The organism is Herpetosiphon giganteus, assembly GCF_016907925.1.
In the GTDB taxonomy this organism is placed as follows: domain Bacteria; phylum Chloroflexota; class Chloroflexia; order Chloroflexales; family Herpetosiphonaceae; genus Herpetosiphon; species Herpetosiphon giganteus.
The window spans coordinates 61,361-75,638 of record NZ_JAFBCZ010000015.1; the positions used below are offsets into that span (position 1 = coordinate 61,361).

A 14,278-nucleotide genomic window follows, 5' to 3' on the forward strand; every position below is an offset into this window, starting at 1 on the left:
TCCTTTAGTTACGCTGATCGCCGATTAACTGGCCATCGCGCATCGTCAGCACCCGCGCTGCATAGGCCGCCACATCGTGTTCGTGAGTCACCAGCACAACCGTAATCCCTTGTTCACGATTCAAACGCCGCAGCAATTCCATAATTTCGCTGCTGGTTTTGCTATCCAACGCGCCGGTTGGCTCGTCGGCCAGAATTACCGAAGGGCTGCCAGCCAAAGCGCGCGCAATCGCCACCCGTTGTTGCTGGCCGCCGCTCAATTCGTTTGGGCGGTGATCAACGCGCTGGCCCATTCCAACCAGATTGAGTGCTGCCAAAGCCCGACGTTGGCGTTCAGATCCCGAAACGCCGCGATAAATCATGGGCATTTCGACGTTGCGCAAGGCCGATTGGCGTGGCAAGAGATTGTATTGCTGAAAAATAAAGCCTAATTTTTGCCCACGCACCAGCGCCAAATCATTGCTCGAAAGCTGATCCACCGCCACGCCATCAAGCACATATTCGCCCGAGGTTGGCGTATCCAAGCAGCCGATCAAGTTCATAACGGTGCTTTTGCCGCTACCGCTTGGCCCCATAATCGCCACAAAATCGCCTTTGTCGATGCTGAAACTCACGCCTTGCAGCGCCGCCACCAGCACATCGCCCATTTGGTAGGTTTTGTGAATATCGCGCAAGCTAATCATTAGCGGCCTCCGCCGAACAAGCCACGGCTGCCGCTATCCGAGGCGGCGGTTGGCACGGCAATAATCGTATCGCCTTCGTTTAAGCCGCTCAGCACTTCGGTAAACGAGCCATCGCTAATCCCCGTTACGACATCGACTTCGCGCACACCAGCGCCATCGGGCACTTGCACCGCTCGCCCACTACCTTTGGGCAACAATGCCGAATTAGGCACCAGCAAAACATCGCTTTTTTCGCTGAGAATAATGTTCGTATTAACCGTCATGCCAACTTTAACCAGCGGATCGTTGCTGGGCACGCTGATTTTGACCCGATAAATCACCACGCCATTCGAAACTTCAGCAACTGGCGAGATATAACTGACCGTGCCTTCGGCGCTCCATGTATCAAGCGCATCAATTGTTAATTCAACTTTTTGATTCAAGGCAACCAAGGCAACATCGGTTTCACTCAAGTTGAGTTCAACATAGAGGTTGCTGCGATCAAGAATATGCATCACCACGCCGCTCGACGAGCCACCTGGCACAATCGAAACTGAGGTAATTACGCCAGCAAACGGGGCGCGCAAGGTCGCGTTATCACGTTGTAATTGGGCTTGATTCAACGATTGTTCGCTTTGCGAGACCGCCGCCGCTTGAATTGCCAAATCAGTATCGGTTGGCGGCGCGGTGAGTTTATCGCGATTGGCTTCAGCTTGATCAACATTGGCTTGGGCCGCAGCCACATCAGCCGCCGTGCCACCTTGGGTCAATTTGCGCAAATTGGCTTTGGCTTGGTCGAGGTTGGCTTGGGCTGCTGCCACATCATCGGGCGTGCCGCCTTGCTTGAGTTTATCCAGATTGGCCTTAGCTTGGTCGAGCGCAGCCTCTGCCTGAGTAATTTCGAGTGCCGTCGCGCCCTTCAACACCGTTTGCAATTGCACCTCAGCATCGCGCACTTTGGCCTCGGCGTTGGCAATATCCAAGCCTTCTTGGGTTACTGCGTTGTCGTAGGCTAGTTGGGCGGCGTTGAGCTTGGATTGGGCATCTTGCTCATCGCGCTGGGCATTGGTATAGCGATCAACATCGTTTTGATAGCCAGCATCGTCGGGCTTTTTCTTCCAATTGCCAGCCTCATCGTGGGTTTCCCAATAAATTTGGCTGAGGCTAGTTTGGGCATTGCGCACCGCATTCGCCGCGGTATCGCGGTCAAGCCCAGCTTGGGTTTTGGCCTTCGAGGCATCGGATTTAACTTGCTCTAGGCTTGATTTGGCTTGATCGAGCGTGGCTTGGGCACTTGAGACTTTTTCTGGCTTCGGCCCTGCCCGCAGATCGTCGAGTTTGGCTTGGGCAGAGCGCACCGAGGCTTCAGCATTGGCCAAATCGGCAGGCGTGGCAGTGCCATTTTTGGCCTTGCGCAATTGGGCTTCTGCATTGGCAACGCTGGCTTGGGCGGCAGCAATATCGGCAGCGGTCGTGTTGCCTGTCACGGTTTTTTGCAAATTGGCCTTAGCATTATCAACGCTTGCTTGCGAGGCCGCTAAATCTTCTGGTCGGGCATTGCCATCTTGGGTTTGGCGCAAACGAGCTTGAGCACTTTGCAAATTAGCTTCTGCCGAAAGCACACTTAATGCCAAATTGCGATCATCAAGCTCAGCCAGAATCTGGCCTGCAACCACATTTTGACCTTCGCTCACCAAGACCGTGCTGACGATTCCCGTGGTCTGAAAGCTCAAATCAAGGCTTTGCTTGGGGTTGATCGTGCCACTCCCAAGCACCGACGAAACCAAACGGCCACGTTGGATGGTCGTAGTCGTGCTGGCCGAGACGGTCGCAGAATTCTTGCCGCCAAGCACAAACGGCAGCAAGACCAACACTAAAATCACCGCCCCGCCAATCACAAACCATTTGTAGCCACGTTTTTTGGGCTGTGCTGAGCTTGATTCAGCCATGGGAACGCTCCTTGTTGGGCAATTTGGATTAAGTACCTAGCGCAACGATCAAGCTTGATCATCATCGCCATACAAATTATGTCAATTTAAAATTATGCTGTAGCTGTGAAGAGAATGTTTGCTGAGCACCTGGATGCGCTTGGGGAGTAATCAACAAGCCGTGGCGTTGTGTTCAGCACACAAAAGCATTGTATAGCGCAGTAGTGGCCTAGCCCTACCAGCAGATATTATCCAACTATTACCATTGATTGCCGCCCAATCGTATCTGCAAATAGTTATGTCAATATCAAACGAGGCATAAAAAACATCCAGCTTTGTAAGAGCTGGATGTGAGGGATCAACTGCTGAAATTTAGCCCAAGGTTTCAAGCGGAATTTGCGGAATGCGTTCGAGCATGCCTTGACCAAAGACCTGTTGCAAACCCAAATGCGGCATATGGATGTAGCCAATATGGCAGCCACAGGTGGCATTGGCACAAACTCGTGGTTGCAACGCAGCCTGCCAATCGGGATTGTAAATATTGCCAATTGGCTCGCGCACAAAATGACAACGCCGGATCGTGCCATCGCCATCGACCGAAATCACGCTCTCGCCCGTGGCACAAGCCCGCCCCGCCGAAGGATGGCGGGTATTGTTGATCGGAAAGAGCGGATCAATCGCTGTCAGTTGGGCAATTTCCTCAGGACTGTAATAGCCAACTTCGCGTTTATAGGCATTGACCCAAAGGTAAATTTGCTCGGGCAGCAATTCACGCAAGGCCGCAATTTCGGCCTGATGTTCATGCATGCCGACCACACCAACGCTAATTGGAATGCCGCGCTCAATTGCTTCGTGGCAACGGGCCAAAAAGCGCTCGCGCGGCGTTTGGGTTGGATGATAGGTTGCCCACAAACCAAGCCGCTCTTTCGGGCAATCCTCGGCCCAATCGAGCCGCGCCGAAAGATTGGTCTGAATCGCGACTTTTTGCACATGGGGCATGGTGGCCAGCGCCACGATTGCCCGTTGATAGCGCCGCCGAATCAGGGCCTCGCCCCAAGGTGTAAAGAAAATGCTTAGTTGAAGCTGAGTTTGTTGAGCAGACCATTCTACAAAGCGTTGTAGTGCAGCTTCATCGTGGGCATGCTCGGCGGCAGTTTCTTGGTGCTTAGCAAACGGGCAATAGCTACAGCCATAATTACAGCTTGATAAGGGGCCACGATACAGAATTGCTAAATTCATCGCAGAATAAACTCCTCGCTAAGCTGACGAATCTGGGGCGAGTAAAGCCACGGCCCAATCAGATCCGAGCGTTCTAGGCCTGCGGCGGTTAGTTGATAGCTGCCATTATGATATTCAGCCCAGCCACATTCCAATAATTCGTTGATTTGGCCTAAATCGTCTAAAAGCTCACTGCCGAATTGCGTTCGATAAGCCTGCGCATCCAGCCCGCTGACCTGCAACAGCGATTGAATCACAAAGCGGCGGCGTTGCTCAGCGCTCGACACCTCACAGCCATAATCAACCTGGCTTAAATCAAACAGGCTGCGTTGGTTGTAGCTCTGAATAATTTGGCGTACCGAGCTGGCTCCGACCGCATAATCGCTGGAGTAGTGCAAAGCGCGGGTGTACGAACGAGCGCCAGCGCCCAAGCCCAGCATGCCATCGGTTTGGCAACAATAGCTTGGCCCTTGGCTATCGTCGGGGGCGTGAGCGGCGCGAAACATACGCATTGAAATTTGTTGGTAGCCTGCCGCCAACAAGCGTTCGCGGCCAACTCGATAGCATTCCAAGCGCACATCCTGTTCCCAGCCCGTGCCACGCCGATCCAAGCCAGTCAACGGTCGCACATACAACGGATACAAATACAGTTCTTCTGGCTGCCATTGCAAGGCAATTTCCAACGATTCGAGCCAGGTTGCCACGCTTTGGTTGGGCAAGCCATAGATCAAATCAATATTCAACGTGGGAATTTGGGCAGCGCGAATTGTATTTAATGCCTGCTCAACCTCAGGGCGGCGTTGGGCACGGCCAGCTCCATTCGCTTCATGATCAAGGAAACTTTGCACCCCAATGCTCACCCGATCAACCCCTGCTTGGCGCAAAATTGCCATGCGATCGGCGGTTGCGGTATGCGGCGAGGTTTCAACCGAAAGCGGAATCGCGCGCGAATTCACTCCTAGCCAGCGTTGGCTCATGCTAAATAGTTGCTCTAACTCGGCTGCATCAAGGTAGGTTGGCGTGCCGCCGCCAATCGCCATGCGGCTAAACTGCAATGGGCCAAGCTCATTATGCACTGCCTGCATCTGAGTTTCTAAAGTTGCCAAATAGCGTTGCACCACTACTTCTTGTGGGTTAGTGGTGGTGAACAAATTGCAAAAACCACAGCGCATTTCACAAAACGGAATGTGCAAATATAAAAATAATTGCGCGTGCGACTCGCTGGCCCAAACTTCGCGCAATGAACGTGGCGCGAGCTGGCGATAGGCCGATTTGTGCGGGTAACTATAGCTATAGCCCATATAGGGCGTAGCATTGGCATATTCACGCAGATGCATCGGCTTCCTCCAAGCAGCAATCAGCATAGGGCACAGTCCAAACACTGGGATGCGCCAAGCGATGGCCGTAAAAACCATCGTCGCCATAGGCCGTGCCATGATCCGAACAGAGCATCATAAAGGTTGGGTTGCGTTGGCGTAACGCAGCAAATAACGCAGGCAATTGGCTATCAACATAGCGCAACGCAGCAGCATGGCTCGCCAGCGTATCGCCCGTAGCGCCAGCCAAATAATGGGCATTTGGTTGATGCAACGCTGAAATATTGATAAACAAAAAGATCCGTTGCTCAGCAGGAATCGCCTGCAAGCGCTCAACTGCCAAGGCCACCTGAAACTCGGTCGAACGTGGCTCGGTTACGCCCAAGCGCGGCTCCCAATACGCTTCGTGAAATAAATCGGGCAGTACGCAACTCAAGGCGGTTTGGCGATTAAAAAAGCCCACGCCGCCAATGCAAATTGTGCGATAGCCAACCTGCGCCAAGCCAGTTACCACCTCGGGAGCATCAAACACAAAGGTTTGGTCAACCGTGGTTTCGCTGCCAGCAAAGCGCGCTGCAAACAAGCGTGGATGCGGGCCGGGCGTGGCTGGGGTTGGCATAAAGCCAGCAAACATTGCTTGATGGGATGCATAGGTAAACGAGCCTGGGCTATGCCGTTCCTGCCAACCATGCGGCAAAAGTGCGCGTAAATTGGGCGTGCCGCCATTGGCCCACTCAGCACACGCCACGTCGTAGCGCAAGGTATCAAAGGTCACGAGCACAATATCGTGCGTTGGAATGTATTGTTTCATTGTATCTTTCGAGGGTTTAGGATTCAGGGGTCAGGGGTCAGCATAGTTGAATTCTAGGAAAGACAAAGAATCTGTTTTCAGTACAGATCGTATCCCTAAACCCTGACCACTAGCCCCTGATCCCTAGCCCCTACTATTTCTGCTTCATAACTATCAAGCCCATCAACCAAAACATTAGGTAGCAAATCACCAAAGGCATTGACTTCGCCAACCAAGCAATGCTTGAGGCTGTTGGCAATCAGCAAATCAACCCCAGCATACAGCGAATGATCAAAACATGCTGCCGCCGCTTGAGCTTGCTGCTGCACGGTTTGCCAAAACTCAGCACCTAACTGCGCTTGCACCGCTGCCAAATCGCCACGCGGGTTCAACAGGTGCAAGTTGGTAATTGGCGAAGTGCTGGTGCGCACCACCGTGTGCTGAGCCTTGCCCGCAATCACCAACATGCGCAGATCGTAGACCTTGCCAGCCAGCCGCGCCTTAGGAACCCATTCCTCGACATGGATTCGTTGCCGCGCCAAAGCATCGATTAATGGTTGAATCTCATGCAGATGGGTATAAGTACGCAAATTGCGCGAGTTATACAATTGTAAGCCAGCGCTGGTTTGCACCAACTCAACCGTGGTAATGGCCTGCATCTGACGGCCATTGGTGCGGTAGGCGACCACGCCTGAGGCACTTGAGCCATGGGCTAGTTTGATAAACACCCGCTGCCAGCGCTGGGCTTGCATCGCCGTTTGCAATTGCTCAAACGAGCCGACCGCTGGCAACGCTCTTGGAACGATCACATTGGCCGCATCTAAACGCGCATGGCAAGCTACTTTATCAAACATCACGGCGATGTCTGTGGGGTGTTGCAACAATCGCGCATTCAAGGCAGATAATTGTCGTTCGAGCTGGCCCAACAAATGGCGATAACCCCGATACCACTGGCGATTGCCCCACAAACGCCCGCGTTCTTGCGGCAAATCAGCATCGATTGGCCAATGCTCAAAATCCGGCTCAGGCGCGAGTTCAGCAGCAAAGCACACTAATTCTCGATACAGCTGCTCATCTTTGCCCGGCGATTCGATCCGCACCAACTCGTTGGGCTTGATCAAACTCGCTAAATCAAGCGTGCCAGCCAGCACATCGTAATAGCTGATGACCCGCGCGGGCGGCTGGCCTTGACGAGCCAATGCCGCCTGCCAAAGCGCCACCCGCCGATCACGCGGATTGCCAATAACGATCATTCACTCACCGCGATATAGCGGCGATCATGGCGATTAGGGTCTTGCGGCTCGGAAATATCAACCTCAATTCCCAGTTGTTTAAATTGCTGGGCCAGCTCACTATCGATAAAATGATAGTGCAAATCGAGCAATTTCAGCTGTTTAATCGCAGGGCAGGCCAACAAGGCCTTTGCACCTTCATCGCCAAGGTTGCCAAGCGAAAGATCAAGGATCTCAATGCGGTTAATAATCGGCGCTTGGCTCAGAGCAATCGCTAAATCATCAGCAAATGAGCAATCGCGCAACGCCAACACCTTGAGTTGCGGGAACAATTCGCCGTTGAGCAATGGTTCAAGATCAGTCAAGGTCACATCGCCGCCATACCAATCGGAGCCGAGCCACAATTCCAAATGCTCCAGCGCTGGCAATTTGCCTTGAAAAATCTCTTGCACAACCCGATTGGCCAAGCCGCCGCTTTGAATAACCAAGGTTTTGAGCTGAGCATGCTGGCACGAACCAAGGCTTAAGCCGTTGGCTCCGCGAATGGCAAAATGCTGCAAGTTGGGAAACGCCGAAAGCAATGGCGAAAGATCATCCTGCTCGATCCACGAGATTTCCGATTCTTCGCTCATAATATCGCCAACGAATAAGGCGCGTAAATTGGGCAATTGCGGGGCAGCGCTGACTAAACTTTCAACGACTTCATCAACTGGGCCGTTGCCATCATCAAGCTCCCACCAAGTTCCAATCACCAAACCAGTGGTTTTTTCAACACCTGGCAAAGCCAAAAAATCAGCAAAGCGATCGCTCCACACTACCTTGCTATCGTAATCATCTTCGTAGCTCAGCCCAACCCGATGCACCACGCCGCTTGGTTGCAAAATACCAGGGTGATCCCAATCGGCAATGTTCGATGGCAAAAGCTCCGCCATCCATGGCAATTGAGCCATTCTTGTGCTCCTTACTCGCTAACGGCGATATAGCGATATTCTTCGTCACCATCTTCATCGGCGGTTTCTTGGCCGCTCACATCGCTTTTAAGTTCAATCGTGGCCCAGCAATCGCGCATACCATCGCTCATATAGTGGTGGTGCAAATCGAGAAATTCGAGTTTGCGAATGGCTTCGCTGGTAAACAGCACTTCAGCACCAGCATCGCTCAGATTGCCCAGCGAAAGATCGAGCACTTTGATTCGTTCAAGAATTGGGGCTTTGGCCACTGCTTGGGCCAGCGCATCGGCATATTCACAATCGCGCAAACCCAAATTGATTAAGCTTGGAAAACGCTCACCGCTTAAAATCGGTTGCAGATCATCGACGGTCGAATTGCCACCATATTCATCATTACCCAGCCAGAGTTCCAAATGCTCAAGCGCTGGCAAATTGGCAGCAGCCACGTCGCGCACCACGTGCACCGGCAAACCACCAGTCTGAATCACCAAGCCTTTGAGCTGTTGATGTTGAATCGCGCCAAAGCTCAAGTTCGAGCCACCGCGAATTGCCAAATACTCAAGCTGTGGGTAAGCTGCCAAAATCGCAGCATAATCGCCTTGGATAATCCACGAAATTTCCCATTCTTCATAGGTAAAATCGCCGACGAACAAGGCTTTGAGCAAGGGCAAGCGTTCGCGAGCATTCACGATGCCTTCTAAAACAAGCTCAATATCATTATCTTCTGGCGAGTCGTGCCACCAACGCCCAATCACCAAGCCCGTGGTTTGGGCAGGCTCATCGGTCGCCAACCACGCATTAAAATAATCTTGCCAAGTTGGGGCTGGCGCTTTCGAGCTATAGTCGTATTCCAAATGCAGGCGCACAGGGTGACCAAGCGGCGCAAGGTTTTTTCGTCCGTCCCAATTAGCGATCGTCGAATCGCCAAAATAGCCCATCCATTCAACAATCATGCAAACCTCACAAACAACCAGCGTAGGCCGATTGAAGCCTACGAGTAGGATACCTGACGATGCGACAAAGACTGTCACAAGCCATGCAAGCGCTTATTCAGTAACCGCCGCATAGCGATGTTCTTCGCCCGCGTGTTCTTCGGCAATTTGTTGCTCGCTCACATCGCACCATAACCCAATTGTATCCCAGCATTCAAGCATGTCGTTGCTCATATAGTGATGATGCAAATCGAGAAAGTTGAGGCTGCGAATTGCCTCGCTGGCAAATAACACTTCGGCTCCAACATCGCTCAAATTGCCCAACGAAAGATCGAGCATGCTAATTTGCTCAAGAATCGGCGCATTCACCAGCGCTTGGGCCAGTTCATCGGCATATTCACAATCGCGCAAGCTCAAAATTTCTAAATTTGGAAAGTTTTTGCAATCTAAAATTGGTTGCAAATCAGCAACCGTCGAATCGCCACCATAATAATCACAGCCGAGCCAGAGTTCCAAATGCTCAAGCGCTGGCAAATCGGCAGCAGCAATCTCACGCACAATTTGGGCCGCCAAACCGCCAGTCTGAATCACCAAGCCTTTGAGCTGTTGATGTCGCAGCGTGCCAAAACTCAGCCCATTGCCACCACGAATGACTAAATATTCAAGTTGCGGAAACGCAGCCAACACAGGCGCATAATCACCTTGGTTGATCCACGAAATTTCCCATTCTTCGTAGGTAAAATCGCCAACAAACAAGGCTTTGAGCAAGGGCAACTGCTCACGAGCATTGATGATGCTAGCTAAAACGCGGTCAATATCGCCAGGATCAACCGTATCGTGCCACCAGCGCCCAAGCACCAAGCCTGTGGTTTGGGCTGGTTCGGCGGTTGCCAGCCACGCATTGAAATACTCGTCCCACGTTTTGGTCGTGGCTTTGGCCGTATAATCGTATTCCAAATGCAGGCGCACAGGCTGGCCAATTGGCGCAAATTGCTCTTTAGCATCCCAATTGGCCAGCGTTGAGTCACCAAAGTAGCCGATCCATTCAAAAACCATAGCCTAGCTCCCAAATAGCAATAAAAGCCAGCGAAGCCCGCAATAAGTCTAGGCAAGATAGCCGCTGATGGCGATTGGGTAGGCTTCTTCTTCGTCGTCGTCTGGCACAAATTGTTGATAACTTACTTCGACCGCAAGCTCAATCGATGCCCAACAATCAAGCATTGCATCGCTCAGATAGTGGTGGTGCAGCACAAGCATATCGAGTTTGCGAATCGCTGGGCTAGCGAATAATGCTTCGGCTCCAACATCGCTCAAATTGCCCAGCGCAAGATCAAGCACCTTAATCCGCTCAAGAATGGGGGCATTGGCAAGGGCTTGGGCCAGTAGATCAGCATAATCACAATTGCGCAAGGCCAAGGTTTTTAACTGTGGCAAGCCTACGCCATTCAACATTGGCTGCAAATCGGCAATTGTCGAATCGCCACCATGCTCAGCGCAGCCCAGCCACAGCTCCAAATGCTCAAGCGCTGGCAAATCGGCAGCAGCAAGCTCGCGCACCACTTGGGCTGATAAACCATTGGCTTGAATCACCAAAGTTTTGAGCTGATGATGCTGAAGCGAACCAAAACTCAAACCAGGGCCACCGCGAATAACCAACGATTCAAGTTGCGGGTAGGCTGCTAAAAATGGCCCATAATTGCCTTGCCTAATCCACGAAAGGTCGAATTTCTTATCAGTAACTTCGCCAATAAACAGCGCTCTAAGCAATGGCATCCGTTCGCGGGCAGCAGCAAGTTGAGCTAAAACATAATCAGCACTCATGCGCTCAACGGGATCATCCCAATGCCACCAGCGATCAAGCAAGATGCCATTGATCCGTTCTGGATCATCGCTCAACAGCCAATCATTAAAGAAAATCTCCCATGGCTCTGGCTCGTAATTGTGGTCATCTTCGACATAAAAACGCATCAGATCATCATTGGGCTTAAAGTGCTCCCATCCAGTTGAATTGTGGACGGCCAATTCACCATAGTGGTTTTTCCATTCAAAGATCATCCCAACCTCGCAAATATGAATGGCAGGCCGTGATTGGCCTGCCATTAGTATATGTAGGTATGTGTCAACCGCTGTCATAGCAGTTGAATGAGCATCAGCTGGGCAAGAATAATTTTGATGATTAATGCTAGTGGATAGACCGCTGCATAGCCTTGATTTGGCAGTTCGTTATTGCTTTGTTGCACGGCAAAACTGAGCAAGGCGGGCTGGGTCTGAAAACCAGCCAACATCCCCGTGAGAATGCCCATTGGAATTTTCAACACTTTATAGCCAATTGTCAGAATCAGCATCGCGATTGTAAAGGTGATTGCAGCGCCAACCCCAAATAAGAGCAAGCCATTGCTGCTGAATAAGAATTTGACGAAATCGTAGCCAGCGCGCGTGCCAACTCCAGCGAGGAACATCACAATCCCGATTTGACGCAAGGTTAGATTGGTGCTATAGGGCATGTTCCAAACCAACGGGCCAGTCCGATCAAGCGCCCCCAAAATCAGGGAAACGACCAACGGCCCGCCAGCAAAGCCAAGTTTGATGCTCACGCCGCCAGGTAATGGCAAGACCAACGACCCAATCACCAAGCCCATCACCAAGCCCAAGGTGAAGGTCAAAATATCAACTTCACTCAAGGCGCGATACGAATCGCCAAAGAAACGACTCACTTGGGGAATATCGGCGCGGCGAGCAATCACCCGCACTCGATCGCCAAGCTCCAAGCGTGTATCTGCGGTTGGCAACATTTCCACGTCGCCACGGCGAATGCGGGTAATCGTTGCACCCAGCACTTGCGGCAAATTCAGTTGCTCCAGCCGAATCCCCACAATTTTGGAGTTGGAGACAAACATGCGGCGATAATCAAGCTCGCGCCGATCGTTGGAAATATCTTCAGTTTCTTGGCCAAGCACCGCAATAACTTGCTCTAGAACCTCGCTTGAGCCAACAATGCTGACGTGATCGCCGAGCATAAATTGGGTTGCGCCAGTCGTCACTGCCACATGGCCATCACGGCGATAGCGCCCAAACACCATCGACCAATGATACTTGGCAATCAAGGCTTGAACTGAAAGCTGGGTTGCTTCAGGATTAGTAATTTCAACCGTGCGGCTGGTAATATCGTGGTGATTGCCTTCTAAATCGTGGCGCGAAACCAATTCTTTGGCATAATCGACCCGCCACAGACGTTGCACCAATACAATTGCCAACATCATTGCCACTACGCCCATTGGGTAGGCAATCGAATAGCCAACCACCGGATCATTGACCACAGCAGCTAATTGTTGCTCAGGCAAGGCCGATTTCAAATATTCAATGGCTGCTGCTAAGGCTGGCGTATTGGTGATTGTGCCAGTGAACAGGCCGACAGTTAACGTTGGTTTAATGCTCAAGAACGAATGGGCTAGAATTGCAAACACATAGGCTATGACGATCATCCCGCCAATAAACAGATTATCGCGTAAGCCTTTGCTGCGCCACGAGCGAAAAAACTGATGCCCGCTGCTCAACCCGACGGTGTAGACAAACAGCACCAAGCCAAATTGATACAGCACTTCGGGCAGTTTCAGCCGCTCATCAAGCGAGCCAATTGCCAAGCCCACAAACAAAACGGCGGCAACGCCGAGGCGCACACCGCCGAGATTCAATTGCCCCAAAGGATAGCCGATTGCTGCAACCACAAACAGCAGCAATAGAGGATTCGACGCTAGCAAGTCCAACATAACATTCCTTTCGCAGCGTACAGCCAGCAGGCTGTTTCTCTCGATGCCATCTTAGCATAGCCGAATCATCGCGCTTGCAGCGTTGCAGCCTCGCTACGATTATTGTGAATTTCGTAACGAGAATTCGAGCATATTTTCTAAAACCAACATTCAGTTTCTCTGCGCTTGTAATCGCAACTGCAAATTGCCCGAATGTTTATTGTTAAGCCACAGTTTCCACAGATTGTTTTGATTATTGTTTTGCTAGCCAAGCGCCATTAGCCACATCTTTTCACCACAAATTCCACGAATTGCCCGAATGTTTATTGTTAAGCCACAGTTTCCACAAATTGTTTTGATTATTGGTTTGCTAGCCAATAGCCCTCTTTCTTCTACGTTAAGGACTGAAACTGCGAAGGACACGAAGTGCATGAAGAAGGGCTATGGGCTTCTGGCTCTTGATTTTTGCCTTTTGCCTTCTGATTTTTGACTTCATCCTTCATCCTTCGGTTCCTTTGCGCCGCTGCGTTAAAGCTATAATTTTTGCCTTCTGCCTTCTGCCTTTTGACTTCTGACTTTGCCGCTTGCAAGCCTATGTATAATCGTGCTAGCTTTTCTCACAATGGGAAAACCAACCAAGCGACATGAAAGGATCGTGTGTGCCAGAGGATTTTGTTGGGCAAGTTGCCCTGATAACTGGAGCATCGCGCGGCATTGGAGCCGAAATTAGCCGCCAACTGGCCCAACGGGGAGCCGATATTGTCATTAATTATCGCAGCAAGGCTGCCCGGGCCGAAGCGGTTGCTGCCGAAATAACCGCCATAGGAAGGCAAGCGTTGCTAGCCCAAGCCGATTTAACTCAAATCAACGATCTCATAACAACCCAAACCCAAATTCAGCAACGCTTTGGCAAGCTTGACATTTTGGTACTGAACGCTAGTGGCGGCCTCGAAAAAGATAAGCCAGCAACCTATGCCATGGATCTGAATCTGACCGCGCAAGTGCAAACTGTCGAAACAATGCTGCCATTGATGCAGGCTGGCAGTTGCATTGTATTCGTCACCAGCCACTGGGCACATTTTTATGGCGAACGGCCAATTATCGCCGGCTACGAGCCAGTAGCGAGCAGTAAAAAAGCTGGCGAAATGGCATTGCGCGAGCGCATCGCCGAATTCAGCCAACGCGGCATTCACTTCTATGTTGTGAGCGGCGATATGATCGAAGGCACGATTACGCCCAAATTGCTTGATCGGGTTCAGCCTGGCTTTTTAGCTGCCCGCAAAGAACACAGCCCTGAGCCAATTCCTACGATCGAGGAATTTGCCCAAGCAATTGTCGATGCCGCCGCCGATCGTAGCCAACCAAACGGGCATACGGTGTTTGTGGGGCCGATTATTTAACAAGTAATTAAAACAGAACCTCATGGACGGTATAATTCCATGAGGTTCTGTTTAAGTTTCTCCATTATTTCAAAAGGTGAAGCTTGCTAGTAACAAGGATTTTAT

The 14,278-nt window shown here is 51.3% G+C and carries 12 protein-coding genes; 1 reads left to right on the plus strand and 11 read right to left on the minus strand.

The annotated features are described in order from the left end of the window. Positions 1 to 4: 4 nt before the first annotated feature. From JOD20_RS14690 to JOD20_RS14740, 11 genes are all read right to left on the minus strand, one after another. Positions 5 to 682: an ABC transporter ATP-binding protein gene (locus JOD20_RS14690; protein WP_204755987.1), complete on the minus strand. Its 678-nt coding sequence runs from the start codon at positions 680 to 682 to the stop codon at positions 5 to 7. Beyond that, positions 682 to 2,610, minus strand: coding sequence for an HlyD family efflux transporter periplasmic adaptor subunit (locus JOD20_RS14695; protein WP_204755988.1), 1,929 nt, complete (start codon positions 2,608 to 2,610; stop codon positions 682 to 684). Before JOD20_RS14695 ends, JOD20_RS14690 begins: the two co-directional genes overlap by 1 nt. 351 nt (positions 2,611 to 2,961) lie before the next feature. Beyond that, positions 2,962 to 3,828 (minus strand): STM4011 family radical SAM protein, encoded by an 867-nt coding sequence (locus tag JOD20_RS14700; protein ID WP_204755989.1) that lies wholly within the window; start codon positions 3,826 to 3,828, stop codon positions 2,962 to 2,964. Continuing rightward, the gene (locus JOD20_RS14705; RefSeq protein ID WP_204755990.1) at positions 3,825 to 5,144 is read right to left on the minus strand and encodes an STM4012 family radical SAM protein; all 1,320 of its coding nucleotides are present in this window, start codon (positions 5,142 to 5,144) and stop codon (positions 3,825 to 3,827) included. Before JOD20_RS14705 ends, JOD20_RS14700 begins: the two co-directional genes overlap by 4 nt. Beyond that, positions 5,131 to 5,934, minus strand: coding sequence for an STM4013/SEN3800 family hydrolase (locus JOD20_RS14710; protein WP_204755991.1), 804 nt, complete (start codon positions 5,932 to 5,934; stop codon positions 5,131 to 5,133). Before JOD20_RS14710 ends, JOD20_RS14705 begins: the two co-directional genes overlap by 14 nt. 95 nt (positions 5,935 to 6,029) lie before the next feature. Then, positions 6,030 to 7,166 carry an STM4014 family protein gene (locus JOD20_RS14715; RefSeq protein WP_204755992.1) on the minus strand — a complete coding sequence of 379 codons (1,137 nt, stop codon included), beginning with the start codon at positions 7,164 to 7,166 and terminating at the stop codon, positions 6,030 to 6,032. Then, positions 7,163 to 8,095: an STM4015 family protein gene (locus tag JOD20_RS14720; RefSeq protein WP_204755993.1), complete on the minus strand. Its 933-nt coding sequence runs from the start codon at positions 8,093 to 8,095 to the stop codon at positions 7,163 to 7,165. The genes JOD20_RS14715 and JOD20_RS14720 overlap by 4 nt, the downstream gene beginning before the upstream one ends. 11 nt (positions 8,096 to 8,106) lie before the next feature. Beyond that, a complete protein-coding gene (locus JOD20_RS14725) occupies positions 8,107 to 9,048 on the minus strand; it encodes an STM4015 family protein (RefSeq protein ID WP_204755994.1) in 942 nt (313 codons plus the stop codon). Between the two features lie 93 nt (positions 9,049 to 9,141). Next, on the minus strand, positions 9,142 to 10,083 hold the full coding sequence (locus JOD20_RS14730) for an STM4015 family protein (protein WP_204755995.1): 942 nt from the start codon (positions 10,081 to 10,083) through the stop codon (positions 9,142 to 9,144). Positions 10,084 to 10,131: 48 nt separating this feature from the next. Next, complete coding sequence (locus tag JOD20_RS14735) at positions 10,132 to 11,082, minus strand: STM4015 family protein (protein WP_204755996.1); 951 nt, start codon at positions 11,080 to 11,082, stop codon at positions 10,132 to 10,134. A gap of 74 nt (positions 11,083 to 11,156) precedes the next feature. Continuing rightward, positions 11,157 to 12,794, minus strand: coding sequence for an aspartate:alanine exchanger family transporter (locus tag JOD20_RS14740; protein WP_204755997.1), 1,638 nt, complete (start codon positions 12,792 to 12,794; stop codon positions 11,157 to 11,159). Positions 12,795 to 13,432: 638 nt separating this feature from the next. Between JOD20_RS14740 and JOD20_RS14745 the strand changes: the two genes are divergently transcribed. Next, a complete protein-coding gene (locus tag JOD20_RS14745; protein ID WP_204755998.1) occupies positions 13,433 to 14,173 on the plus strand; it encodes an SDR family oxidoreductase in 741 nt (246 codons plus the stop codon). The last annotated feature ends 105 nt before the right edge of the window (positions 14,174 to 14,278 follow it).

Excerpts from the sequence above, each read along its gene's own strand:
- JOD20_RS14715 (WP_204755992.1), bottom strand. The coding sequence starts at position 7,166 with ATGATCGTTATTGGCAATCCGCGTGATCGGCGGGTGGCGCTTTGGCAG.
- JOD20_RS14705 (WP_204755990.1), bottom strand. The coding sequence starts at position 5,144 with ATGCATCTGCGTGAATATGCCAATGCTACGCCCTATATGGGCTATAGC.
- JOD20_RS14710 (WP_204755991.1), bottom strand. The coding sequence starts at position 5,934 with ATGAAACAATACATTCCAACGCACGATATTGTGCTCGTGACCTTTGAT.
- JOD20_RS14690 (WP_204755987.1), bottom strand. The coding sequence starts at position 682 with ATGATTAGCTTGCGCGATATTCACAAAACCTACCAAATGGGCGATGTG.
- JOD20_RS14720 (WP_204755993.1), bottom strand. The coding sequence starts at position 8,095 with ATGGCTCAATTGCCATGGATGGCGGAGCTTTTGCCATCGAACATTGCC.
- JOD20_RS14740 (WP_204755997.1), bottom strand. The coding sequence starts at position 12,794 with ATGTTGGACTTGCTAGCGTCGAATCCTCTATTGCTGCTGTTTGTGGTT.
- JOD20_RS14730 (WP_204755995.1), bottom strand. The coding sequence starts at position 10,083 with ATGGTTTTTGAATGGATCGGCTACTTTGGTGACTCAACGCTGGCCAAT.
- JOD20_RS14725 (WP_204755994.1), bottom strand. The coding sequence starts at position 9,048 with ATGATTGTTGAATGGATGGGCTATTTTGGCGATTCGACGATCGCTAAT.
- JOD20_RS14735 (WP_204755996.1), bottom strand. The coding sequence starts at position 11,082 with ATGATCTTTGAATGGAAAAACCACTATGGTGAATTGGCCGTCCACAAT.
- JOD20_RS14695 (WP_204755988.1), bottom strand. The coding sequence starts at position 2,610 with ATGGCTGAATCAAGCTCAGCACAGCCCAAAAAACGTGGCTACAAATGG.
- JOD20_RS14700 (WP_204755989.1), bottom strand. The coding sequence starts at position 3,828 with ATGAATTTAGCAATTCTGTATCGTGGCCCCTTATCAAGCTGTAATTAT.